At 66.2% G+C, this 22,533-nt stretch carries 23 protein-coding genes; 14 read left to right on the top strand and 9 right to left on the bottom strand.

From position 1 onward, the window contains the following. The first annotated feature begins 57 nt into the window (after nt 1-57). A complete protein-coding gene (locus MBENS4_RS20080; RefSeq protein WP_039394051.1) occupies nt 58-966 on the top strand; it encodes a LysR family transcriptional regulator in 909 nt (302 codons plus the stop codon). Here the strand turns inward: MBENS4_RS20080 and MBENS4_RS20075 are convergent. Both MBENS4_RS20075 and MBENS4_RS20070 read right to left on the bottom strand, forming a co-directional pair. Next, nucleotides 954-2,099, bottom strand: coding sequence for a pyridoxal phosphate-dependent aminotransferase (locus MBENS4_RS20075; RefSeq protein ID WP_039394049.1), 1,146 nt, complete (start codon nt 2,097-2,099; stop codon nt 954-956). The genes MBENS4_RS20080 and MBENS4_RS20075 overlap by 13 nt on opposite strands. Before the next feature lie 60 nt (nt 2,100-2,159). Next, complete coding sequence (locus MBENS4_RS20070) at nt 2,160-2,990, bottom strand: sulfite exporter TauE/SafE family protein (protein ID WP_039395616.1); 831 nt, start codon at nt 2,988-2,990, stop codon at nt 2,160-2,162. Between the two features lie 295 nt (nt 2,991-3,285). Here MBENS4_RS20070 and MBENS4_RS20065 point away from each other — a divergent pair, with 295 nt between their 5' ends. Beyond that, a complete protein-coding gene (locus tag MBENS4_RS20065) occupies nt 3,286-4,059 on the top strand; it encodes an enoyl-CoA hydratase/isomerase family protein (protein ID WP_039394046.1) in 774 nt (257 codons plus the stop codon). A 10-nt stretch (nt 4,060-4,069) separates the two neighbouring features. On the opposite strand, the gene MBENS4_RS20060 is transcribed toward MBENS4_RS20065, so the two are convergent. Further along, the gene (locus tag MBENS4_RS20060) at nt 4,070-4,702 is read right to left on the bottom strand and encodes a hypothetical protein (protein ID WP_242405027.1); all 633 of its coding nucleotides are present in this window, start codon (nt 4,700-4,702) and stop codon (nt 4,070-4,072) included. Between the two features lie 272 nt (nt 4,703-4,974). On the opposite strand from MBENS4_RS20060, the gene MBENS4_RS20055 reads away from it, so the two are divergent. Both MBENS4_RS20055 and MBENS4_RS24385 read left to right on the top strand, forming a co-directional pair. After that, on the top strand, nt 4,975-6,138 hold the full coding sequence (locus MBENS4_RS20055; RefSeq protein ID WP_039394040.1) for an isovaleryl-CoA dehydrogenase: 1,164 nt from the start codon (nt 4,975-4,977) through the stop codon (nt 6,136-6,138). A 245-nt stretch (nt 6,139-6,383) separates the two neighbouring features. Beyond that, nucleotides 6,384-7,898, top strand: a complete 1,515-nt coding sequence (locus MBENS4_RS24385; protein WP_052322564.1) for an EAL domain-containing protein — start codon at nt 6,384-6,386, stop codon at nt 7,896-7,898. On the opposite strand, the gene MBENS4_RS20045 is transcribed toward MBENS4_RS24385, so the two are convergent. Then, nucleotides 7,888-8,793: a LysR family transcriptional regulator gene (locus tag MBENS4_RS20045; protein WP_039394037.1), complete on the bottom strand. Its 906-nt coding sequence runs from the start codon at nt 8,791-8,793 to the stop codon at nt 7,888-7,890. The genes MBENS4_RS24385 and MBENS4_RS20045 overlap by 11 nt on opposite strands. 169 nt (nt 8,794-8,962) lie before the next feature. Here MBENS4_RS20045 and MBENS4_RS20040 point away from each other — a divergent pair, with 169 nt between their 5' ends. The 5 genes from MBENS4_RS20040 (at nt 8,963) to MBENS4_RS25565 (ending at nt 12,307) form a co-directional block, all read left to right on the top strand. Then, nucleotides 8,963-10,075, top strand: coding sequence for an S-(hydroxymethyl)glutathione dehydrogenase/class III alcohol dehydrogenase (locus tag MBENS4_RS20040; protein WP_039394033.1), 1,113 nt, complete (start codon nt 8,963-8,965; stop codon nt 10,073-10,075). A 14-nt stretch (nt 10,076-10,089) separates the two neighbouring features. Continuing rightward, complete coding sequence (locus MBENS4_RS20035) at nt 10,090-10,467, top strand: VOC family protein (protein WP_039394031.1); 378 nt, start codon at nt 10,090-10,092, stop codon at nt 10,465-10,467. A 13-nt stretch (nt 10,468-10,480) separates the two neighbouring features. Beyond that, nucleotides 10,481-11,320, top strand: a complete 840-nt coding sequence (gene fghA, locus MBENS4_RS20030; protein ID WP_039394028.1) for an S-formylglutathione hydrolase — start codon at nt 10,481-10,483, stop codon at nt 11,318-11,320. A gap of 551 nt (nt 11,321-11,871) precedes the next feature. Then, complete coding sequence (locus tag MBENS4_RS25960) at nt 11,872-12,015, top strand: hypothetical protein (RefSeq protein WP_159108108.1); 144 nt, start codon at nt 11,872-11,874, stop codon at nt 12,013-12,015. A gap of 73 nt (nt 12,016-12,088) precedes the next feature. After that, entirely contained in the window at nt 12,089-12,307 is a 219-nt protein-coding gene (locus MBENS4_RS25565; RefSeq protein ID WP_144401015.1) for a hypothetical protein, read from the top strand. Nucleotides 12,308-12,424: 117 nt separating this feature from the next. On the opposite strand, the gene MBENS4_RS20025 is transcribed toward MBENS4_RS25565, so the two are convergent. Next, on the bottom strand, nt 12,425-13,303 hold the full coding sequence (locus tag MBENS4_RS20025; RefSeq protein WP_039394026.1) for an alpha/beta fold hydrolase: 879 nt from the start codon (nt 13,301-13,303) through the stop codon (nt 12,425-12,427). A 195-nt stretch (nt 13,304-13,498) separates the two neighbouring features. Here MBENS4_RS20025 and trxB point away from each other — a divergent pair, with 195 nt between their 5' ends. Then, a complete protein-coding gene (trxB, locus tag MBENS4_RS20020) occupies nt 13,499-14,470 on the top strand; it encodes a thioredoxin-disulfide reductase (protein ID WP_039394024.1) in 972 nt (323 codons plus the stop codon). A 62-nt stretch (nt 14,471-14,532) separates the two neighbouring features. Here the strand turns inward: trxB and MBENS4_RS20015 are convergent, their stop codons facing one another. Genes MBENS4_RS20015 through MBENS4_RS20000 form a run of 4 tightly spaced genes read right to left on the bottom strand, consistent with a single transcriptional unit; the run spans nt 14,533 to nt 17,362 of the window. Then, nucleotides 14,533-15,327 carry a hydrolase 1, exosortase A system-associated gene (locus MBENS4_RS20015; RefSeq protein ID WP_039394021.1) on the bottom strand — a complete coding sequence of 265 codons (795 nt, stop codon included), beginning with the start codon at nt 15,325-15,327 and terminating at the stop codon, nt 14,533-14,535. Next, nucleotides 15,324-16,007 carry a hypothetical protein gene (locus MBENS4_RS20010; protein ID WP_039394017.1) on the bottom strand — a complete coding sequence of 228 codons (684 nt, stop codon included), beginning with the start codon at nt 16,005-16,007 and terminating at the stop codon, nt 15,324-15,326. The genes MBENS4_RS20015 and MBENS4_RS20010 overlap by 4 nt, the downstream gene beginning before the upstream one ends. 19 nt (nt 16,008-16,026) lie before the next feature. Beyond that, nucleotides 16,027-16,290, bottom strand: a complete 264-nt coding sequence (locus tag MBENS4_RS20005; RefSeq protein ID WP_039394015.1) for an acyl carrier protein — start codon at nt 16,288-16,290, stop codon at nt 16,027-16,029. Between the two features lie 40 nt (nt 16,291-16,330). After that, nucleotides 16,331-17,362, bottom strand: a complete 1,032-nt coding sequence (locus MBENS4_RS20000; protein WP_039394012.1) for a GNAT family N-acetyltransferase — start codon at nt 17,360-17,362, stop codon at nt 16,331-16,333. A gap of 24 nt (nt 17,363-17,386) precedes the next feature. Here MBENS4_RS20000 and MBENS4_RS19995 point away from each other — a divergent pair, with 24 nt between their 5' ends. The 4 genes from MBENS4_RS19995 (at nt 17,387) to MBENS4_RS19980 (ending at nt 22,532) form a co-directional block, all read left to right on the top strand. Continuing rightward, entirely contained in the window at nt 17,387-18,949 is a 1,563-nt protein-coding gene (locus MBENS4_RS19995; RefSeq protein ID WP_052322670.1) for an acyl-CoA ligase (AMP-forming), exosortase A system-associated, read from the top strand. Next, nucleotides 18,946-20,172: a pyridoxal-dependent decarboxylase, exosortase A system-associated gene (locus tag MBENS4_RS19990; RefSeq protein WP_039394007.1), complete on the top strand. Its 1,227-nt coding sequence runs from the start codon at nt 18,946-18,948 to the stop codon at nt 20,170-20,172. Before MBENS4_RS19995 ends, MBENS4_RS19990 begins: the two co-directional genes overlap by 4 nt. 181 nt (nt 20,173-20,353) lie before the next feature. Beyond that, nucleotides 20,354-20,995 (top strand): XrtA/PEP-CTERM system exopolysaccharide export protein, encoded by a 642-nt coding sequence (locus tag MBENS4_RS19985; protein ID WP_039394004.1) that lies wholly within the window; start codon nt 20,354-20,356, stop codon nt 20,993-20,995. 16 nt (nt 20,996-21,011) lie between these two features. Continuing rightward, the gene (locus MBENS4_RS19980) at nt 21,012-22,532 is read left to right on the top strand and encodes an XrtA system polysaccharide chain length determinant (RefSeq protein ID WP_039394001.1); all 1,521 of its coding nucleotides are present in this window, start codon (nt 21,012-21,014) and stop codon (nt 22,530-22,532) included. The last annotated feature ends 1 nt before the right edge of the window (nt 22,533 follow it).

Genomic DNA, 22,533 nt, shown 5'->3' with positions numbered 1-22,533 from the left:
GCTCCTAAAGGATATTAGATGATTTGGGATTATCCATAAGTTGCGTTATGTGGGGTCATGGCCCTGACACAACTGCGCAGTTTCGTGGAAGTCTACCGGCAACAATCGCTTAGCGGTGCCGCGCGCAGCCTGGGCCTGACCCAGCCTGCGATCTCGCAGCATATCGCCGCGCTTGAGGCCGCGATCGGCCATGCGCTCTTCGTGCGCCACGCCAAGGGGGTGCGTCCCACCGTCATCGCCGACGAGATGGCCGCTGGCCTGGGTGATACCCTCGACATGGCCGAGGCCGTCCTGGCGCGCACCCGGGCACGCTCGCGTGACCAGACCGGGGTCGTGCGGATCATGGGCCAGGCCGATTTCCTGGCCGAGATGGTCGTGCCCCGGCTTGTCTCGCTTGTCCGGGCAGGGATGCAGATCCGCTTTGCGGCCGCGGACCACGCGCAGATGGCGGCTGGCGTGCTGGAGGACGATTGCGATCTGGCCTTGTCGGGCTACCCGGTGCTTGACGGCAACGTGCGCAGCGAGATGGTGCACGAGGAGCGCCTGCACGCGGTTGCCTCGCCTGCGGTGGCCGCGCGGATCATGGCCGCCCCTGACCTCGGCCAGGCGCTCCACGATGAGCCGGTCCTGGCCTTCAACATCAAGCAGCAGCTCATTTCGACCTGGCTGGGCGCCAATGGCCTGGCGCGCCACGCACTTCCGCCCGCCGTCATGGGGCAGGACCTAAGGTGCCTCCAGCGCATGGTCATGGACGGCTTTGGCTGGTGCGTCCTGCCCAGCTATCTGTGCGAGCGGCACATCGCGAGCGGCGAACTCGTCGAGATCGAGCCGCCGGTCGAGATGCCGGTCAACCGCTACTTCCTGATCTGGCTGCCCAAGGTCCTGCGCGAACCGCGCATTGCGGCGGTCCACGAGTTGATCCGTGAGAAGTTCCGCGAGGACGCGGCGCTGCCTCAGGCCTTGTAGGTCCGGCGCAGCACCTCGGCGTAGCGGGCCACGTCCTCCATGCGGCCCGTGCTGACGCGTGAGTAGTGCGTCCAGGTTCCGTAGGCGGGCCGGATCGCGACCTGGGCCTTCGCCATCTCGGCTTTCAGGGCATCGGCATTGGGGACCTTCACGTAGACGAAGCTGGCGTCCGAGGGCAGGGCGGTAAGCCCGGCCGCGCCCACCGCGTCCAGGATGGCCTCGCGCGCTTCGAGGATGCGGGCCTTGGAAAAGGAGAGGAACGCCTCGTCCTGGTAGGAGGCGATTCCCGCGGCAAGTCCGGCGCTGTTGCCCCCGAAGCTCATCAGATAGCCGCGCAGTTTCTCCGCCATCGCGGGCGAGGTGAGCGCATAGCCCAGACGCAGCCCCGCCATGCCGTAGATCTTGGAGAAGGTGCGGCAGATGATGAGGTTCTCGCGCTCGGCCAGGAGATCGACCATCGAGGTGTATTCGGGCCGCGCGGTCAGCTCCATGTAGGCCTCGTCGACAAGGACGGTGATGGCCGGATCGACCCCGCGGATAAAGGCGCGCAGCGCATCGCCGTCGAGCGACATGGCGGTGGGGTTGTTGGGATTGCAGATGTGGATGAGGCCGACGTCCGGGGTGATCGCGGCCTTCATGGCGGCAAGGTCGATCCCCATGTCCGGGGCCAGCGGAACGCGCTTCAACCTGGCGCCCTTCTTCTCGGCATAGGTGACGGTGGTGTCCCAGAACAGGTCTGGGCACAGGATGGCGCCTTGCTCGGCCAGCGCCATCGAAGCGCAGCACAGGACCTCGGTCGAGCCCGAGCTCACGATGACGTTATCCGGGGCAAGGCCAAAGCGCTCGGCGATCATGTCGGTGAGGTAGGCCACGCCTCGGTCGGCGTAGTAGGCACCGTGGCCGGAAGCCTGCGTGAGGGCCTGGAGCGCCTTGGGTGAGGGGCCGAAGGGGTTTTCGTTGCGGCTGAGTTGAGCAAGGCCCGAGGGCGGTCCGAACAGGTCGCCGACCGCGCTGGGCGGCGGAACCGGCGAGGCGGCCAGCGCCGCGCGCGAGGCGCCCGTTGCGGCAAGGCCCAGCGCCGTTCCGGCGGTCGCGCTGCCGATCAGGGCGCGGCGGGTGAAGGCATGGGACATCGGGCGTTTCCTCCTAACGGGATGGGCGGTTGTTCGAGTGTCGGAAAGTCCTCGCGGGGATCAGCCTCCCAGTCCGTTGCGGACCATGGTGAAGGCGACGAAGAGCAGGTAGAGGCCGAAGACCGGGCGCAGCACGGCGGCGGGCAGGCGGTGCGCGGTCGCCGCGCCCCAGGGGGCCGAGATGATCGAAGTGCTGACGATGGCGAGTGTCGCGGGAAGGTTGATGTAGCCCAGCGATCCGCTCGGCAGGTCGGGCGCGCCAAGGCCGATGGCGATGAAGCCCAGGGTACCCGGCACCGCGATCAGGAAACCGACGCCCGATGCCGTCGCAATGGCGCGGTGTATGTCCTTGCCGCACAGGGTCATGACGATGATCGCGATGGTGCCGCCGCCAATGCCCAACAGAGACGAGAAGGCGCCGATGCCCCCGGCGATCCCGACGCGGGCAAGGCCGCCGGGAAGCTCGTCACGCAGGTGGCGGTTGGCAAGGATCGGAAAGAGGAAATGGAGGGCCATGATGGCAACGCCCGCCCCGAAGATGAGCGCGAGCATGGCGCCGCTGACCCGCGCGGCCAGCAGCACGCCCGCCGCCACACCCAGGACGATCCAGGGCGCCCAGGCCTTGAGCAGCGCGAAGTCGACCGCGCCGCGCCGGGCATGGGCCTGGACCGAGCGCAGCGAGGTCACGAGGATCGTGGCGAGCGAGGTTCCGATGGCGACATGGGCTAGACTTTCGGGCGTCCCTCCGAGCAGGGGAAGCATGATGAAAAGCACGGGTACGACCACGAATCCACCGCCGATCCCGAAGAGCCCGGCGGCAAAGCCCGAGGCCAGACCCGCTCCCAGCATGAGCGCGAGCGGTAGCGCCCAGGTCCATAGGTCCGCCGTCATGCCGCGCTGCACCGCAGAGGCGCGGACAGGCGGGCGATACGCTCCCCCGAAACGCGGGGCATGGGCGGAATTGCAAGGCGAGGCGGAGTGTCACGTCTGTGCATGGCCGTGGAGTATGTCGCAGTAATCGCACACAGGCGAGCCCTTAAATTTCGGCAATGCAGCAAATGCGCTCCAGACGCTGTACGGAGATGTTCTGGCTCATATCTGCGAACGTGCTTGAACAGGCGCTAACCTTTCTGGAATATGTCGAAACAGGCATGAAAAAGGCCGTCAGGCAGGAGACCCACCGCAGATGAGCATCAATGTGACCCTCGAGCGTGATCACCACGTTGCGAAGATCCATTTTTCCAAGCCACCCCACAACTTCGCCTGTCCCGACCTGATGCGCCAGATCGCCGATGCGCTCTACAAGGTGGACAGCGATCCGGCGCTGCGCTGCTCGGTCCTGACCTCGCAAGGGCGTTCGTTCTGCGCAGGCGCCGATCTGGCCGGGGACACCGCGATTGCGGGCAGTGGCGGCATGGCTGCGATCTCCAAGCTCTACAACCAGGCCGAGCGGATGTTCCGCCGCCGCAAGCCGATCATCGCCGGGGTGCAGGGCGCGGCCATCGGCGCGGGTCTGGGGCTTGCCATGGCCGCCGACTTCCGGGTTGCCGATGCGACCACGCGCCTTTCGGCCAATTTCACCCGGCTCGGCTTTCATCCCGGGTTCGCGCTGACGTATACCCTGCCTCGGCTCCTGGGCGAACAGCGTGCAAGCTGGATGATGCTGTCTTCCGAGCGTGTGAAAGGGGAGACTGCGCTCAGCTGGGGCCTCGTCGATCGCATGGTGGACGAAGGCACCGTGGCCGAAGAGGCGCTTGCCATGGCGCACGAGATAGCCGGCAATGCCCCGCTGGCGCTGCTGGCCGTGCGACGCACGCTGATGGACGGCACGGCCAACGCGGCGGTGGCGGCAATGCGGCGTGAACATGCCGAGCAGACGGCCTTGCGCGCGACGGCGGATTACGCCGAGGGCGTCGCCTCGGTCTTCGAGCGGCGCCCGGCGCACTTCATCGGTTCGTGAGGGCGCGTCCTCAGGTGTGGTTGAAGAAGCGGGGGTAGCGGTCGACGAAGCGTTGCAGCCAGTCGCGCCGCCCCTCCTTGCGGGCCTGGAGCATGTAGATAAGCCCGATCAGGCTGGCGGTGAGGGCGCCCAGTGTATCGACGATGAGGTCCCACATCGTGTCGGTGAGGCCCGAAGGGTCGTCCAGCATCGGCTTTTGCATGTTGAGTCCGAAGACCTGGTCCATCGTGAACTCGAAAATCTCCCAGATCGCGCCGAGCCCGACGCTGAAGAAGAAGGCAAAGAAGGCCAGGAACGAGGGGCGCATGTGCAGGCTGACCGTCTCGGTCTCGTTCAGCATGTAGAGCGTGAGAAAGCCGAGCAGCCCCAGCAGTACGCCCGAACAGGTGTGGAGCGCGATGTCCCACCACCAGAACTTCTCGTAGAAATCGCCCACTTCGCCCAGAAACAGCGTGGCGAAGACGAAGATGACGGCGAAGATCTGGATCTCGACGGGCACATTGGCGATGAGGCGACGGTGCACCGTCACCGGAATGGCGATCACGATCATGAGGCCGGTGACGAGGGCCACGTGGGCCCAGCGCGCCGAGATCACCAGCGTGACCAGTTCGATGCCCATGATGGCCAGGAAAAGGTAGGTCACGAGGACCTGCACGCGCGGTGGTGCGTTTGTACCCAGGACAGCCTTGCTGGGCTGCGCGTCGCGGGGGCTCGAAGGCTTTGCGATCGGATCCTGATTTGGCACGATAATTTCACACCTTGGTTACGAGTGCAGCGTCTTGGGTGTCAGGTGTTGCTTGACCTCCACCGCAAAGTCCCGGATGCAGGGGCAGCCTACAACAGGACATACCGGGGACAACACCCGCAAGGTCCGAAGGATGCGTCGCCATTCCTGGTGGCGGGAAGAGGAGAGAGATGACAGCGACCCCGGATTTCGATTTCGGCCTGGGCGAAAGCGCGCAGATGATCCGCGAGAGCGTGGCGCGCTTCGCGGCGGAGAGAATTGCCCCCCTGGCCGCGCAGATCGACCGCGAAGACAGGTTCCCGCGCGAACTCTGGCCCGAGATGGGCGCGCTCGGCCTCCACGGCATTACGGTGGAGGAAGAGTGGGGCGGGATCGGCCTTGGCTATCTCGAACACGTCGTGGCGGTGGAGGAAGTCAGCCGCGCCTCGGCCTCGGTCGGCCTGTCCTATGGCGCGCATTCGAACTTGTGCGTCAACCAGATCCGGCGCTGGGGCAACGATGCGCAGAAGGAAAAGTACCTCGCCCCGCTCATCAGCGGCGAACACGTCGGCAGCCTCGCCATGTCCGAGGCTGGCGCGGGTTCGGACGTCGTGGGCATGAAGCTGCGCGCCGAGGCGGCCGCGGGGGGCTGGCGGCTCGATGGCACCAAATTCTGGATCACCAACGGGACCTGTGCCGATACCCTGGTGGTCTATGCCCGCACCGATGCGGATGCCGGCTCGCGCGGGATCACCGCGTTCCTTGTCGAGAAGGGCATGGCGGGCTTCTCCATCGGCCAGAAGATCGGCAAGTTGGGCATGCGCGGCTCGCCTACCTGCGAGCTCGTCTTTGACGATTGCTTCGTGCCCGAGGCGAACGTGCTCGGTCTGGTCGGGGGCGGGGTGAAGGTGCTGATGAGCGGGCTCGACTACGAACGCGTGGTCCTGGCCGGCTTGCAGCTGGGCATCATGCAGGCCTGCCTCGATACCGTCATTCCCTATGTGCGCGAGCGGCGCCAGTTCGGCGCGCCCATCGGAACCTTCCAGCTCATGCAGGCCAAGGTCGCGGACATGTATGTCGCGCTGCAATCGGCCCGCGCGTACGTCTACGCGGTGGCGCGGGCCTGCGATGCGGGCAATACCACGCGCTTCGATGCGGCCGGCGCAATCCTGCTGGCGAGCGAAAACGCGTTTCGCGTGGCGGGCGAGGCGGTGCAGGCGCTGGGCGGGGCTGGCTATACCACCGACTGGCCGGTGGAGCGCTACCTGCGCGATGCCAAGCTCCTCGATATCGGGGCGGGCACCAACGAGATCCGGCGCATGCTGATCGGACGGGAACTGATCGGGGCGGGATAACCGGCGCTGCGCGATGGGCGAGGCGTCCTGCAACTTCGCCGTTTGTCCTGCATTGCATACAATATGTCTATGCTCCGCCTCCGCAGATTGAAGTTGTCTCCAGCCGCTGATAGACCCGGTGTGCATCGGGTAAGGAGTGACGCCGGTGTCTTTTTCTTGCCTGGAGTGAGTGGGTGACCCCAGCGTCGGCCAATCGGAGACTTTTTTCTCCCCTGATACTGGCCGCGGCATGCTTCCTCGTTCTCATGCCTGTTGGCCTTGCCGCGCTGGTCGCCTGGCAGCAGGCTGAAGCGCGTGCGGAGGCAGTCGCCCGGGAAATGGCGGACGTCGTCCTGAGCAAGGTGGTGGTGGCGGCCGATCAGGTCATGGCGGCCAATCGCCTCGCGCAGGATCTGGAGGGCGTTGCGCCCTGCTCGGATGCGGCTCTGGCCAAGATGCGCAGTATCGATCTCGATTCCACCCTGCTTCAGGCCGTCGGCTATGTCCGGGACAACGCCATAGTCTGCTCCTCCATCGATCAGGATCTGCATGTCGAGCTGGGCGAGCCTTCGATCCGCTCGAACACCGGCGTCGAGGTCTGGATGAATGTCCGGTTCGAACCCGAAGGTCCCGGTTATTTCGTGATCGGCCGGGGGGCCTATGTCGCGGTCGTGCACAAGGATCTCCTGCTCAGCTTCGTGGAGTTGCAGCAAGGGACGGCGATTGCCGCGATTTCCTGGAGCAGTGCGCGCGTGGTCATGTCCAGGGGCGCGTTCGACTTTGCGCCCTTTGCAGGCCGGGCCACGCTGGACAAGGCCTTCTGGTCGGGCGATCATGTTGTCTATCTGCGCAAGAACAGCCGCTACGATCTGGCCGTAGGGGCGGCCGTGCCGGGCGATCTGGTGCGCCAGTTCTTCTATCAGACTCTCGTGATGCTGGTGCCGATCGGCATCCTGATCGGGCTGCTGCTGGCGGCCATGCTCATCAGCATCATGCGCCAGCGCACATCCAGCGCCGCGCTCATTCGCAGTGGCCTGATGCGCGATCAGTTCTACGTCGAATACCAGCCTGTCATCGACCTCCAGACGGGAGGGATCGCCGGGGTCGAGGTCCTGCTGCGCTGGCGCTGTGATGGTGAGCGCAAGGTAGGACCCGATGAGTTCATTCCCGTGGCCGAAGCGTCGGGGCTCATCCATGCGCTGACCGAACGCTTGTTCGACCTCATCATGCGCGACGCGCCGCGCCTGTTGGCCCTGCGCCCCGATCTCCATATCGGCATCAACCTCTCGGCCAACGATCTTCACGACCCGGCACTGCCCGAACGGATCGGGCGGCGCATTGCCGCCTCCGGTCTGCCGCCGCGCAATTTCGTGTTCGAGGCGACCGAACGGGCCTTCATCGATGTCGAGCGTGCAGGCGATGCCATTCGCGCGCTACGGGGGATGGGCGCGCGCATTGCCATCGACGATTTCGGGACAGGCTATTCCAGCCTGAGCTTCCTTGCTCAGCTCGATCTCGACTATCTCAAGGTCGACAAGCTCTTCGTCCATGCTCTGGGCGCCAACACCGCGACCAGCCACGTGACCGAGCGGGTAATCGAGATCGCCAAGGACCTGCACCTGGAAGTCATCGGGGAAGGTGCCGAGACCGAAGAGCAGGTCCACCTGCTGCGCGGGCTCGGTGTGGAGTACGCGCAAGGGTTCTATTTCGACCGCGCGCTCAGCCTCGAGGTGCTCGAGGCGCGGCTCGGCGAAGAAAAACCCTACAGCTTCACCCCGTGAGAGCGGTGGCGGGGATATCCTCGCCAGAGAGCCGTCCCTGGAGTTCGGCCCGCAGCCGCTCCACCAGCGTGCTGACCTTGGGGGAAAGGTGCTTGGGACGCGGATAGACCGCCCAGATCGGTTCGTCCTCGGGGCATTCGGCGCTCAGGACCTCGCGCAAGGCGCCGCTGCGCAGGTGGGGTGCGGCATAGAAGCGCGGCAATTGGCACAGCCCCATGCCCTCGAGCGCGGCCTCCAGCACCATGATCCCGCTGTTCGCCTTCCAGCGCCCTTCGGGGCGGAAGGTTTCGCCCCTTGCGAACTGCCACAGGCTGTTCGAGCCCATCAGGCAGGCGTGGCCTTTCAGATCGCCGATGCGCAGCGGCACGCCGTGCGCCTCCAGATAGCCGGGCGAGGCCACCGTCACCATCGCGCGCGAGGCGACGCGGGTGGCGACAAGGCGCGAATCTTCAAGGTGCCCCGTGCGGATGGCCAGGTCGTAGCCGTCGCGGATGAGGTCGACGACGTCGTTGTCGAGATCGCAGGTGATCGCGATCTCGGGGTATTCCTGGGCATAGCCGCGCAGGATCGGGCCGATGAACTGCTCGCCCAGCGTATAGGAGCAGGTGATCCGCAGATGCCCGCGCGGCGAACTGCTCGCCGTCATCGCGGCAATGGCATCGTCGCGCTCGGCAATGAGGCGGCTGCCGGTCTCGAAGAAGTGGCGCCCCGCCTCGGTCAGGCTGAGCGAGCGGGTGGTGCGGTGGAAGAGCTGGCTTCCCAGCCGCGCTTCCAGGCGGCTGACCGAACGGCTCATGTGCGTGACCGATGCGCCGAAACTGCGCGCCGCGCCTGTAAAGCTGCCCGCGCGCGCCACGCTCACGAATTCCTCAATGCCGTCCCAGGCCCCACTCATGCGATGGACCTCATGTCTCGGCTCTCATGTCATTGGCCTCATGGCCGTTCTCCTGCAATGATTATTCCTGTATGGTTATAATGCTTTGCAAAACAACCCCATTCACGCCAATCCAGCAACGCGCTAGAAGGCCCGCCAACGCCATCCGGCAGACTAGGAGATACCGCCCATGAAGACTCGCGCAGCCGTCGCGTTCGAAGCCAAGAAGCCGCTGGAAATCGTCGAAGTGGATCTCGAAGGCCCCAAGGAGGGCGAGGTCCTCGTCGAGATCATGGCGACCGGCATCTGCCACACCGACGCCTACACCCTCGACGGGCTCGATTCCGAGGGCCTGTTCCCCTCGATCCTGGGCCACGAGGGCGCAGGGATCGTGCGCGAAGTGGGTGCGGGTGTGACTTCGGTCGCGGTCGATGACCACGTCATCCCGCTCTACACGCCCGAATGCCGCCAGTGTAAGACCTGCACCTCGGGCAAGTCGAACCTGTGCACCTCGATCCGTTCGACCCAGGGCCAGGGCCTGATGCCCGACGGCACCAGCCGCTTTTCCTACAAGGGCCAGCAGATCTTCCACTACATGGGCTGCTCGACCTTCTCGAACTTCACCGTCCTGCCTGAGATCGCGCTCGCCAAGATCCGCAAGGACGCGCCGTTCCAGACCTCGTGCTACATCGGCTGCGGCGTGACCACGGGCGTGGGCGCGGTCGTCAACACCGCCAAGGTGCAGGTCGGCGACAACGTCGTCGTCTTCGGCCTGGGTGGTATCGGCCTCAACGTAATCCAGGGCGCGAAGCTTGCCGGTGCGAACAAGATCATCGGCATCGATCTCAACTCCGACCGTGAGGAATGGGGCCGCAAGTTCGGCATGACCGACTTCCTCAACACCAAGGGCATGAAGCGCGAGGACGTGATCGCCAAGGTCCTGCAGATGACCGATGGCGGCGCGGATTACACCTTCGACTGCACCGGCAACACCGAAGTCATGCGCACCGCGCTCGAATGCTGCCACCGCGGCTGGGGCGAGAGCATCGTCATCGGCGTGGCCGAGGCAGGCAAGGAAATCTCGACCCGTCCGTTCCAGCTCGTGACCGGGCGCGTGTGGAAGGGCTCGGCCTTCGGCGGCGCCAAGGGCCGGACCGACGTGCCCAAGATCGTCGATTGGTACATGGATGGAAAAATCCAGATCGATCCGATGATTACCCACGTCATGGGGCTTGAAGACATCAACAAGGCGTTCGATCTGATGCACGCGGGCGAATCCATTCGCTCGGTCGTGGTTTACTGAGGAGACCCTTTACGATGTTCAGCCACATTTTCGTCGGCACCAACGATGCCGCTGCCGCCAAGACCTTCTACGACGCCGTCTTCGGGGCCTATGGTCTCAAGGAAGGCTTCGGGATCAAGGACGGCGCGGCCTACGTGTATTCCGATGGAACGGCCAACTTCATCGTCGGCGTGCCCGCCAACGGTGAGGCCGCGACCTTCGCCAACGGCGGCACGATCGGCCTGAAAGCCGCGAGCCCCGAGGCGGTGGACGCAGCCTACAAGGCGGGTCTTGCGGCCGGGGGCACCTGCGATGGCGAACCGGGGCCGCGCGCCGCGTTCCCGGGCAGCTACGGCGCGTACCTGCGCGACCCGGACAACAACAAGATCTGCCTCTGGCACGTGGCAGCGTAAGGACCAGCAGAACATGAGCCTCGAGACGGTATCCACCACCCGCAGCCACGGCGGCACGCAAGGCGTCTACACGCACCGCTCGGCCCAGACCGGCACCGACATGACCTTCTCGGTCTTCGTGCCCGACCACGCCGAAGGCGCGAAGCTGCCGGTGCTGTGGTACCTCTCGGGGCTCACCTGCACCCACGCGAACGTCACCGAAAAGGGGGAGTTTCGCGAAGCCTGTGCCCGGCACGGGATCATCTTCGTCGCGCCCGATACCTCGCCCCGGGGCGAGGACGTGCCCGATGAGGACACCTACGATTTCGGAAAGGGCGCGGGCTTCTACGTCGATGCGACGCAGGAGCCCTGGAAGGCCAACTTCCGCATGCGTTCCTACATCGAAAGCGAACTGCCCGCGCTGATCGGCGAGGCCTTTCCCGCCGACATGGCGCGCCAGGCCATTACCGGGCATTCGATGGGCGGCCACGGCGCCTTGACCATCGGCCTGCGCAACCCCGAGCGGTTCCGTTCGATCAGCGCGTTCTCACCGATCGTTTCGCCACTGGCATGCCCCTGGGGCGAGAAGGCCCTGACCGGGTACATCGGCGCGGACCGGACGGACTGGCGTGAATACGACGCCTGCGCGCTCATTGCCGATGGCGCGCGTGCACCGCACCTGCTGGTCGACCAGGGGACGGCCGACGGCTTCCTCGAAGAGCAGCTCAAGACCCAGCTCCTTGTCGAGGCCTGCGAGGCCGCTGGCATGGCGGCCACGATCCGCATGCAGGAGGGCTACGACCACTCCTACTACTTCATCTCGACGTTTTTGGGCGAGCACGTCGCCTGGCACGCGGCGCACCTCTCCGCCTGAGCGGCACGTCCGCGCCCCTTGCTTGACCGGAACGGCACACAGACCTGTCTCTTCCGGCCATGACCTGCCGAATCGTTTGACACATGTTTGCCCGGAGCGCCGTTGATTCGGTTCCGGGCAAACCGCGTGCGACCTGTGTTCGCCGCATTTGCTGCTCTGCGGCACGAAAACAGCCGCAAATTGTGCTCCGCCGCAAGGCCGGGGGACTAGCATCGCCAATGGCTCGAATCCGTGCAGGGTTGCGCCTTGCTGCAGTGCGCACATGCATGTTGGACAACTGGATATTGTTACGCTTTGATGTCAGCAAATTTTAGGTTTGCGAACGAATATTCCCTAGATGCGCCAGCTCGCGGTATTTTTGGGTTGCCGCGCATTCGATCTGGAAAAAGTGCTGCAATCTTGTTATAGATCAAGGCGTCGAAGGGCCATTCGGGATGACACTAAGAAGTGCACTCGGATGTTTGGAGTAAACGCGGTCGGTTTCGCAGAATGCAAGATGCTGACCACTATTTGGGGATGTCACCGTGCAGGTCGCAAACAAGAATAGAATCATGTTCGATTCCGGATCGCGCCAGGTCTATGCCATGCAGCGTCTGGAGAACCGTGCCGGTGAGCACGATCCGCGCGGGCTGATCGCGGGCTTCGTGCTCAGTCTGGCGTGCTGGGCGGCATTGGGCTTCTACCTCCTCCACTGATCGGGACCGCGCCGGGCGGGAACGCGCGGGGCCGCCTGCGCGTTACTGCTCCATGGCCCCTGATCGCACCCACGTGTCTGAAACCTCCGTCCGCGTGCGGCACTCTGTTCGTGTGCGGCATAAGGCGCGCGAGGAGGAGGTGCCGCGCTCGCGTGCGGCAGCGGCCGTCATTCCGGCGGTGCTGTTCGGGCTTGGGTTGGCGATTGCCGCCTTTGCGCTGCCGTTTGGCGGCTCGGCCGTGGCCGGGGATGCCGACGGTACGGGCGCTTCAGAGCAAATCTCCGAAAAATAGGTCCGAGGGCCATCGTGTGCGGGCTGCCCAGACGCATCCCTCGCGCTGGCGAGGCTGGCTACTCGGGGCCGAAAGGCAGGGCGTCCTTGCACCGCTGCCAAACCGGCCTGCCGGATATCAGTCCTGTAGGAATGCCCGCACATCTGCGACGAAGCGGCTGAGCTGGTCGTGATGGACCCAGTGCCCGGCCTCTTCGTACTCGATCAGCCGGGCCTTGCGAAACAGGTTCATGCGCCCGTCATTGGCTGGGCTCTGCGCAAAGCTTTTGAGCCCAGCCATCAGCAGCACCGGACACGTGATCTCACCCCACAGGGCGTGAAGTTCTGGGGTGGTGACATCGATGGTTTGTGAAATCCGCACATAGGGATCGAACTTCCAGCTCCAGCTGCCGTCTTCGTTGCGGCTGGCGCCATGGATGCTGAGGTGGCGCGCCTGCGCCTCGCTCAGGAACGGGTTGGCGGCCAACATGCGTTCAAAGGCCGCGCGGCGGGTCGTGTAGCGGCGCGCCGGGTGCCCGGCAGCCTCACGCTTGCTGGAAATCCAGGTGCGCAGCCGGTCAGCGGGCGATTGCCGCTCCCGATCACGGCAGGGGCCCTCCACAGGTCGCAGCCCTTCGATGGCGACGAGCTTTGCAACGCGCTCGGGATAGAGCGCGGCAAAGCGTGTCGCGATGGCACCGCCCAGCGAATGGCCCACGATACTGACCTGCGGATAACCCAGCGTGTGAACAAGTTGCGCCATGTCGAAAACGAAGGCGTCCATCCCGTAATGCCCCTCGCGCGACCAGTCGCTGTCGCCATGTCCGCGCAGGTCGGGGCAGATCACGTGCCAGTCCCGGCGCAATTCCTCGGCCACCCAGTCCCAGCTGCGGCAATGGTCGCGTCCGCCGTGCTGCAGGATCAGCGGGGGCGCGTCGGGATTGCCCCATTCCACGTAATTCAGGCGCAGGCGCTGCGAGACGAAACGGTTGGAAGTCGGGCCAAGCTGGGAGTCCATGAAGCAGAGGTGGCCCGGCCCTGCAGGAAGGTCAACTCCCTGACGCGCGCCTGCGCGCCGGGAAGGGGCGGGCAAGCGCCGATTTAGGCAGGCCACGAAATCCTTTCCCCGCCTGACTTGGCAAATGGGCCGGAAAGTTCCTATTTCCCCCGCTCGATATTCGCCCGATTCCCGCATTTCTCCGGAGACCGCCCGATGGCAACCAATCACAAGACCCGCATGCTCATTATCGGTTCGGGGCCCGCCGGCCTTTCCGCCGCGATCTATGGCGCGCGCGCGGGCATGGAGCCGATCGTGGTGCAGGGCCTTCAGCCCGGCGGCCAGCTCACCATCACCACCGATGTGGAAAACTATCCGGGCTTTCGCGAAGTGATCCAGGGCCCCTGGCTGATGCAGGAAATGCAGGCCCAGGCCGAGCACGTCGGCACGCGCATGATGTGGGACACGATCACCGACGTGGACCTCTCGGGCCCGACGTTCGTGGCGACCGGCGACGGTGGTGACACTTACGAGGGCGATACCCTGGTGATCTGCACCGGCGCGCAGGCCAAGTGGCTGGGTGTTCCGGGGGAGCAGGCGCTGTCGGGCAAGGGCGTCTCGGCCTGCGCGACCTGCGACGGCTTCTTCTATCGTGGCAAGAAGGTCGTGGTGATCGGCGGCGGCAACACGGCCGTGGAAGAGGCGCTCTACCTCACCAACCACTCGGACAACGTGACCCTGATCCACCGCCGCGATTCGCTGCGCTGCGAGAAGATCCTGCAGGACCGCCTGGAAGCGAACCCCAAGGTCTCGGTCCTGTGGAACAAGAAGGTCGACGAGTTCCTCGCCGGTGACAACGGCGAACTGCGCGCGCTCGCGCTCACCGATACGGTGACCGGCGATGCCAGCGAGTTCGAGGCCGACGGGGCATTCGTCGCCATTGGTCACGCGCCGGCGACCGAGCTGTTCAAGGGCAAGCTGGCGATGGACGATACCGGCTACCTGCTCGTGACCCCCGGCACCCCCAAGACCGACGTGGCGGGCGTCTTCGCGGCAGGTGACGTCTGTGACCACACCTACCGCCAGGCCATTACCGCGGCGGGCATGGGCTGCCAGGCTGCGCTCGATGCCGAGCGGTACCTTGCCGAGAAGGAATTCGCGGGCGTGACCGAGACCGTTCAGGGCTGATCGGCCGGACGCCGCTGCGCGCCCTCACGAGAGCGAACTGAAAGCGGGCCGGAGTGCGGGAATTATCCCGTGCTCCGGCCCGTTTCGCGTAAAGCTTCCAGGATCTGCGCAACAAGCCAGTCCTGCGCGTGGGGCTCGACGTAGCTGTGCGAGGCACCCGGACAGCGATGGATGCGCGGGTCAGCCTTGTTCCAGCGGCCAAGGAAAGTCTGCCCGGTTCGGTCCCGCTCGGCGACGAGGAAGCGGATCGGCCCGTGAAAGGTCGCAATCCCGGTCGCCAGTTCGCCGACAAGGCCCCTAACGGCAGGCGCAGGTCGAAGCGCGGCGATGAGGCTTCGGACAAGGCCTCCCAGGCGGACCTTGCCCGACAGCAGGCGCCGGATCGCGGCGGGATCGGTCAGGCGTCCGCGGTAGTGCGCGCGGGTCGCCTCGGGCGAGTGCGCGGCCTCTTCCCCACCCTCGCTGGTCCAGGGATTGGAAAGGACGAGCGCGTCGCACCCTAGCCCGCGCGTCAGCATGAGCGCGGCGGCCCCATCGCAATTGCCGAAGGCAACGATGCGGACAACCTGCGGGCACTGCCTGCGCAGGGCCTGGAGTGCGGCCTTGATGTCCGGGCCACTCGTGCGAAACCCGCCGTTGGCTCCCTCGCTATCGCCCACGCCGCGCCGGTCGAAGCGCAGGACGGGATAGCCCGCCTCAGCAATCCGGGCAGCAAGCGCGGCCTGCCCGTCCCAGGCCCCGGCGCGCGTCTCGTTGCCGCCGCTCACGATCAGGAGCGCGGTGGTGCCATCCGCGAGGTCGAGCGTTCCGGCAAGGCGCTGCTCTGCGCAGGGGAACAGGATGGGCCGCCGGGTCATGGCTTGGCGGTCCGTTCCACCCACTCGGCGACAGCGCGCGCAAGCGTGTCGGCCTGCTCCGGGCTTTCACCGGGTTCGGCGCGCAGCCAGAGCCCCGCCCCGCCGATCTGCGATTGGGGGAGGTCTTGCGCGTCGCCGCGCGGCTCGGCCTGTTTAAGGTCGCTGAAAAGGCGCGCGCCGATGCGATAGCCGTTGAGATCAAGTCCCTCGGCGTGGGCCAGCTCTTCCAGGGCCGCGCGTGTTTCGGTGCGGCGCGCCTCTTGTGCGGAAACGAGGCGCGCGCGCAGCATCTGGCGCAGGATCGCAGCGCCTTTGACCGGGGCGTAGTGGAGCGCAGGGAGGGCGCAAGGCGCGGCCAGCGCGCCGCCGCGAAGGGTAAGGACGTGCGTTGCGCCGATGTGCGCCGCGCAGGCCTCCATGGCCCCGCACCAGCTTGCAAGGTCCTGCGCCTCCAGCCGGGCCAGGCTTTCGTTGCAGCCGGGAAGGTCGGGCAGGACGCTCGCGACCGTGTGGCGGGTCGAAAGGCGGCGCTGGACCTCGACCGTCAGGCGGCGAAGGCGGTTGCCCTCATCGAAGAGTGCCGGGACGATCAGCAGGCGACAGGGTCCCGCGCCTTCGAAGGCGAGCGCGTGGGCAGGCTCTCTCGGAAATGTCGGATCGGGCCAGGGAATATAGTCCATGTGCGCCCGTCCGGTCCCGTCAGCCTTGCGCGGTCTTGGCCGAGACGAAGGCGAGCAGCGCGCCGTACGTCTCGAGCATCTCGCCGTCGATGTCCTCATCTTCGATCAGGATGTCGAAGCGGTCCTCGATCTCGGTGAGGAGGCCCGCGACGGCCATCGAATCGAGTTCGGGAAGATGCCCGAAAAGGCCGGTGTCGGCCTTGAAGGCGGCGGTCTGTTCAGGTGCGAGGCCGAGCACGTCGGTGAGGATCGCGCGCAAGGTCTGGTCGGTGGTGTCTGCCATGGCCCTCTCGAAAACAGGCATATCTATCTCCCGCGCGCCTCTAGCCGCGCGGGAGGCGTGCGGCAAGGTAATGCGCGGCTAGGCGGCGCGCCAGATGGGGCACATTGGCAAGCGCGCCGGGGCGGAATGCCTCGATGCGATAGCGTGGGCGCTCGGCGTTCATCCAGTCGCGCTTGTAGGCATCATTGCTGGTCCCGAAGTCGACAAGGTCCACCTTGTCAGTGTCGAGCGCGTGGCGAAGAAGCGCGGCGGTGAGGACAGAACCGGGCGACAGCGCGCGGGCACTCTCGCGATGGGCGAGCTTGTGGATGAAGGCGGTATCGCCCTCAAGGCTCCACAGCTGTGCCGCGATGGCGGGCCCCGTCGGGTCCGATGCGTCATGGGCAAGGCCCAGGCGCAGGCGCCCGGCGGCCCCTTCGGCCTCGGCAAAGGCGCGCAGGAAGGCGGGGGAGCCTTCCTCGCCCTTCCAGCTTTGGGCGTAGATCGCTTCGTATTGCGCCCAGGCGTCGGCGGCGAAATGCGTGAGGACTTGCGCGCGCACCTTGCCGCTCTTGCGCGTGAGGGTCGTGCGCAAGGGGCCGGGAAGCGTCGCGTGGTAGGTTGCGAAATCGCGCCCGCGCACCTCGAGCACGTGGTTGGTGTCGCACGGCTCGCAGAACACCCACCATCCGGCCGCGCGAAAGGCCTGGACAAGGGCGTGGGCGCTCCCATCCTCGTCCGGGACCTTGTCGAGCGTGATCCGGCGGGCGAGGGGTTTGAGCGCCTTGGCGAGAGGAGCCAACAGCGCCGGATCACCGCGCACGATCGGGCGAAACCGGAACGTGTACCAGTTGGCTAGCGCGACCAGGTGCCCCGGCGCGGCCTCGTGCAGGGCCAGCAGCGCCTCGCCGGCCTCGCTGCGGGCGCCGTGGAGCGTGCCGGAAAGGCCGCAATGGCGCTCGAGCGCCTGCCACCACCACAGCCGGTCGAAGGGCGCGCGCGCCTCCTCACAAAGCAGGGTATCGAGGCGTGTGCCGGGTTGGACTTCGCGCAGCGGCTGGTGGTAGATCGAGGCGCTAACCGAAATGTTCATGATTTGCGGGTCAATTCCATCGCCATGCGTTCCACGCTCTCTCCCCCGTTGCCGGTCCCGGCACGCCCTGTCGACCATGTCATCGAGATGGGGGAGGCGTCCGCGCAGGCCCTAGTGCTGCGCGAAACGGTGCTGGACTACAAGACCTTAAGATTGCGTGTGGGGCGTCTGGCCGCCTGGCTCGCGCGCGAGGTCCCCGAGCCGGGCGCGCGGGTCGCAACCTGGGCGGCGAAGGGTGAGCTGGCCTGCCTCATGCCGCTTGCCGCCGCGCGGGCCGGGCTGGTCCATGTGCCGGTGAACCCGCTTTTGAAACACGCACAGGTGGCGCATATTCTCGCTGACAGTGGCGCCGCGCTGCTGCTGGGCACGCCAAGCCGTCTGGCGAGCCTCCAGGAAGGCGACGTGCCCGAGGGCTGCCGCTGCATCGAAGAGGCCAACGCGCTGGCGCAGGCCGCGCAGATGGAGGAGCCTCTGCCGCCCTCGGCTGCGGACACGGCCGATCTGGCCGCCATTCTTTACACCAGCGGCTCGACCGGACGACCCAAGGGCGTGATGCTGAGCCATGCAAACCTGTGGCTGGGGGCCGAGAGTGTGGCGCAGTACACGCAGCTCAGTGCGCAGGATCGCACGCTTGCCGTGTTGCCGCTGGCCTTCGATTACGGTCAGAACCAGCTTTTTTCGACCTGGTTGGCCGGGGGCTGCGTCGTCCCGCTCGACTATCTTCTGCCCCGCGATCTGGTGAAGGCGGTGGAGCGCCACCGGATCACGACACTGGCCGCCGTTCCCCCGCTTTGGGTGCAGGTGTGCGAGCTTGACTGGCCCGCCGAGACGGCGGCGCACTTGCGCCGCCTGACCAACAGCGGCGGGGCACTGACCCCGGACCTCGTGGCCCGTCTGCGCGCGCTTTTTCCCGAGGCGCGCCTTTACGCGATGTACGGCCTGACCGAGGCGTTTCGTTCGACCTATCTCGATCCGGCGTTGATCGAGGAGCGTCCCACCTCGATGGGCAAGGCTGTACCCCATGCCGAGATCCTGGTCATCAACGATGCCGGCGAGATCGCGGCGGACGACGAGGAGGGCGAGCTTGTCCATTGCGGTCCGCTGGTGGGGCAGGGCTACTGGCAGGACCCGGCGCGCACCGCCGAGCGTTACCGACCGGCCCCGTCGGCCTCGCACACCGGCGGCATCGCGGTGTGGTCGGGCGACCGGGTGCGGCGCGACGCGCAGGGCTTCCTCTATTTCGTGGGAAGGCGCGATGCGATGATCAAGAGCGCGGGCAACCGCATCAGCCCGCAGGAAGTCGAGGATGCGGCGCTCGCCAGCGGTCTTGTCGCCGAGGCGGTCGCGCTGGGGGTTCCCGATGCGCGGCTGGGGCAGGCGGTCCACCTCGTCGTCAGGGCCGCCATCGACGAGCCCGAGGCACAGGCGCGCCTGCCGCGCGCGCTGATGAAGGAACTTCCCAATTTCATGCAGCCCAAGGCCATTCACTGGCGCAGCGCCCTGCCCACGGGCCCCAATGGCAAGATTGACCGGGCAGGCCTTGCCGCCGAGATCCGCGCGAGCCTGATCGGCGAGGTGCCGGCATGAAGCCGCTCGGTCCCATTCCCGCAGGGTTCGAGGCCATCGACGGCGTGCTTGGCGTCGCTGGACGGCCCGTGACGCATTGGGTCGAGGAGGCGGGGGATACGCCACTTTTCCTCTACAGCGCAGAGCGTATCCGCGCGCGCATCGCCCAGCTGCGCGCGGCCATGCCTAAACGCCTCGCACTGCACTATGCGGTGAAGGCCAATCCTTTCGGTCCTGTGCTTTCGCTGATGCACGGGCTGGTCGATGGCTTCGACATCGCCTCGGGCGGCGAACTGCGCGAACTGCTTTCCTGCGGCGTTGCGGGCGGGGAGATCAGTTTCGCCGGGCCCGGCAAGCGTGACCGCGAGCTGGAAGCGGCCATTGTCCACGGTGTCACGCTCAACCTGGAGTCCGAGGGCGAAGCGACCCGCGCGCTCGCCCTTGGCCAGAAGCTGGGCCTGCGTCCGCGTCTGGCCGTGCGCGTCAATCCGGACTTCGACCTCAAGGGCTCAGGCATGAAGATGGGCGGCGGCGCCAAGCCCTTCGGCATCGATGCGGAGCGGGTTCCGGCGCTGGTGCGCCGCCTGCTGGACGCCGATGCGGACTGGCGCGGCTTCCACATATTCGCGGGCAGCCAGGCGCTGGATGCCAGTGCGATTGCCGAAACGCAGGGTCAGACGCTCGATCTCGCTGCGCGGCTGGCCCAGGAGGCGGGCAAAGCGCCCCCCCACTGCAATCTGGGCGGCGGACTTGGCATTCCCTATTTCGGCCCGGACACTCCGGTGGACCTGGAGGCTGTCGGCGGTGCGCTGGCGCAGCGTTTCGAGCGGCTCCCGGAGATCCTGCAGGACACGCGCTTCTGCATGGAGCTTGGTCGCTACCTGGTGGGGGAGGCCGGGGTCTATCTCACCCGGGTGCTCGACCGAAAAATGAGCCATGGTGAAACTTTTCTCGTGACCGATGGCGGGTTGCACCACCAGTTGGCCGCCTCGGGCAACTTCGGGACGGTGGTGCGGCGCAACTACCCGGTTGCCCTTGCCACGCGCTTTGGCGCGCCGGTCGAGGAGGAGGTCTCGATCGTCGGGTGCCTGTGCACGCCGCTCGACAAGCTCGCGGAAAAGGCCGGTTTCCCGCGCGCGGACGTTGGCGATCTCGTCGCGGTGTTCTGCGCGGGTGCCTATGGTGCAAGCGCGAGCCCGGCCTCGTTCCTGGGGCAGGGCCCTGCCTTGGAACGGCTTGTCTGACAACGATTGCAGGAAGGAATGGGGCATTGTCCCATTCCGGGACTGGGGCTAGAGTTAGTGCGTAAGGCTAACGCAATGTTCACCCTTTCTGGCCATAGGGCAGGGTGGAATTTGCCCGAGCCTTAACCTGTGCGCGAACGTGATGTGCGGGAAGGACGAACGGGGTCAGAGGGAAGAAGTCATGCGGTTTGATCGCCTTGCCACACTCGTGTCCGGATGCGCACTGGCCAGCCTTGCGCTGTCGGGCTGCGCCACGACCAGCGCGCTCGAACTGCCGCCAGCGACGTTCGTGGCGATGCAGGAAGGGCCGGGCGAGGAGTACATCATCGGCCCGCTCGACGATCTGACTGTCTTCGTGTGGCGTAATCCGGAACTCGGCGCCAAGGTCCAGGTGCGGCCGGACGGGCGCATCACCACGCCGCTCATCACCGACATGCCCGCCGTGGGCAAGACACCTGCGATGCTGGCCGAGGACATCCGCCTGCAGCTCTCGCAGTATATCGAGGACCCGCTCGTCTCGGTGATCGTCAACAGCTTCTCGGGCACGTTCAGCCAGCAGATCCGCGTGGTTGGCGCGACCGAGAAGCCGGCCTCGATCCCCTATCGTGCGAACATGACGTTGCTTGACGCGATGATCGCGGTGGGCGGACTGTCGGAGTATGCGGCGGGCAACCGCGCGCGCCTGATCCGCTTCGACAAGACCAGCGGCAAGCAGAAGGAATACAAGCTGCGTCTCTCCGACCTCCTCAAGGAAGGGGACAGCAAGGCCAACGTGATGCTCTCGCCGGGCGATGTCATCATCATCCCCGAGAGCATGTTCTGAAGGTCAGGGCGCAGCCATGAACACGCTGTATGAAGAACTGCTCGCAGCGATGCACAGCGTCTGGCACCGGCGCTGGATCGCGCTCGCCTGCGCCTGGGCGATCTGCCTGGTGGGTTGGCTGGCCGTGGCCCTGATCCCCAACTCGTACGAATCGCGTGCCCGTATCTTCATCCAGTTGGACGATGCCCTGGCCGAACAGGTGGGCATCGGCGTGGCCGACAAGAAGCGCGACATCGAGCGTATCCGCCAGACGCTGACGAGCGCGGTGAACCTGGAAAAGGTGGTGCGCGCAACGCGTCTGGGGGACACCATCGAGGATCCCAAGGCGATGGAGGCGGCGGTCCTGGCGCTGGGCAAGAACGTCTCGGTCGTCGCGCAGCAGGACAACCTCTTCGAGATCCGGGCGACGGCCAGCAACGGGTCGTTCTCCGATGCCGAGAACGCGAAGCTGGCCCAGAATGTCGCGCAGAAGCTGATCGACATCTTCCGCGAGGAGAACCTTTCGGGAAATCGCGGCGAGATGGCCGAGAGCCTGCAGTTCCTCAACCAGCAGCTCAAGCAGCGCGAGAGCGAACTGGAAGCGGCCGAGAACAAGCGCTCCACGTTCGAGGCGCAGCATCCCGAACTCGCGCAGGGCGGCGCGCTCAACAGTCAGCGGCTGGAATCCGCCCGTTCGGAATTGCGCGGGGTCGAGGCTGATCTTGCCGCCGCGCAGAGCGCGCAGGCCGCCATCAACGGCCAGATCGCGAGCACGCCGCGCACGATGCCGGGTGGCAGCGCCGGCTCGGCCAGCGCGGCGCTGGCGAAGGCCCAGTCCGACCTGGCCTCGATGCGGGGGCGCGGCCTTACCGAGAACCATCCCGACGTCATTGCCGCGCGCAACCAGGTCAACGCGCTGAAGGGCGCGGCGGCTGCCGAGAGCGACAGCGGCGCGGGCATGCCCAACCCGGCCTACGCCTCGCTGGTCTCGATCCGTGCCGAACGCATGGCCAACGTCCAGGCGCTGATCGCGCGCAAGGCCGCGTTGCAGTCCGACGTCGCCACGATGACCGCGAACGCCATTGCCAACCCTGAACTCGCGGCGGAGGCCAACCGCATCGCGCGTGACTATGACGTGCTGCGCCAGCAATACGACAAGCTCCTGCAGGACCGTGAGGAACTGCGCATTCGCGGGGAGGTGAAGACCGAGCGCGAGGCGGTGAAGTTCGAGGTCGTCGATCCGCCCACGACCCCGCGTGCGCCGGTCGCGCCCAACCGTCCGGTGCTGCTGATCGGCGTGCTGGTCGTAGGCCTTGGCGGCGGCTGCGCGGCGGCCTTCGCGCTGAGCAAGGTGCGTTCGGTCTTTGCCACTACCGCCGGTCTGGAACGCGCCACGGGCCTTCCCGTGCTGGGCGCGATCTCGCAAAACCTGACCGAGGGCGCGCGCGCGCTGCGGCGGCGCCGGCTCAAGTATTTCTATGGCGCGACGGCGGCGCTCGGCGGTCTTCTCGTCGTGCTGCTCGTGGTGGAATTCGTCCAGCGGGGCATGGTCGCATGAG

The organism is Novosphingobium sp. MBES04 (assembly GCF_000813185.1).
Lineage (GTDB): Bacteria > Pseudomonadota > Alphaproteobacteria > Sphingomonadales > Sphingomonadaceae > Novosphingobium > Novosphingobium decolorationis.
This window is presented reverse-complemented; position numbering and strand designations above follow the sequence as displayed.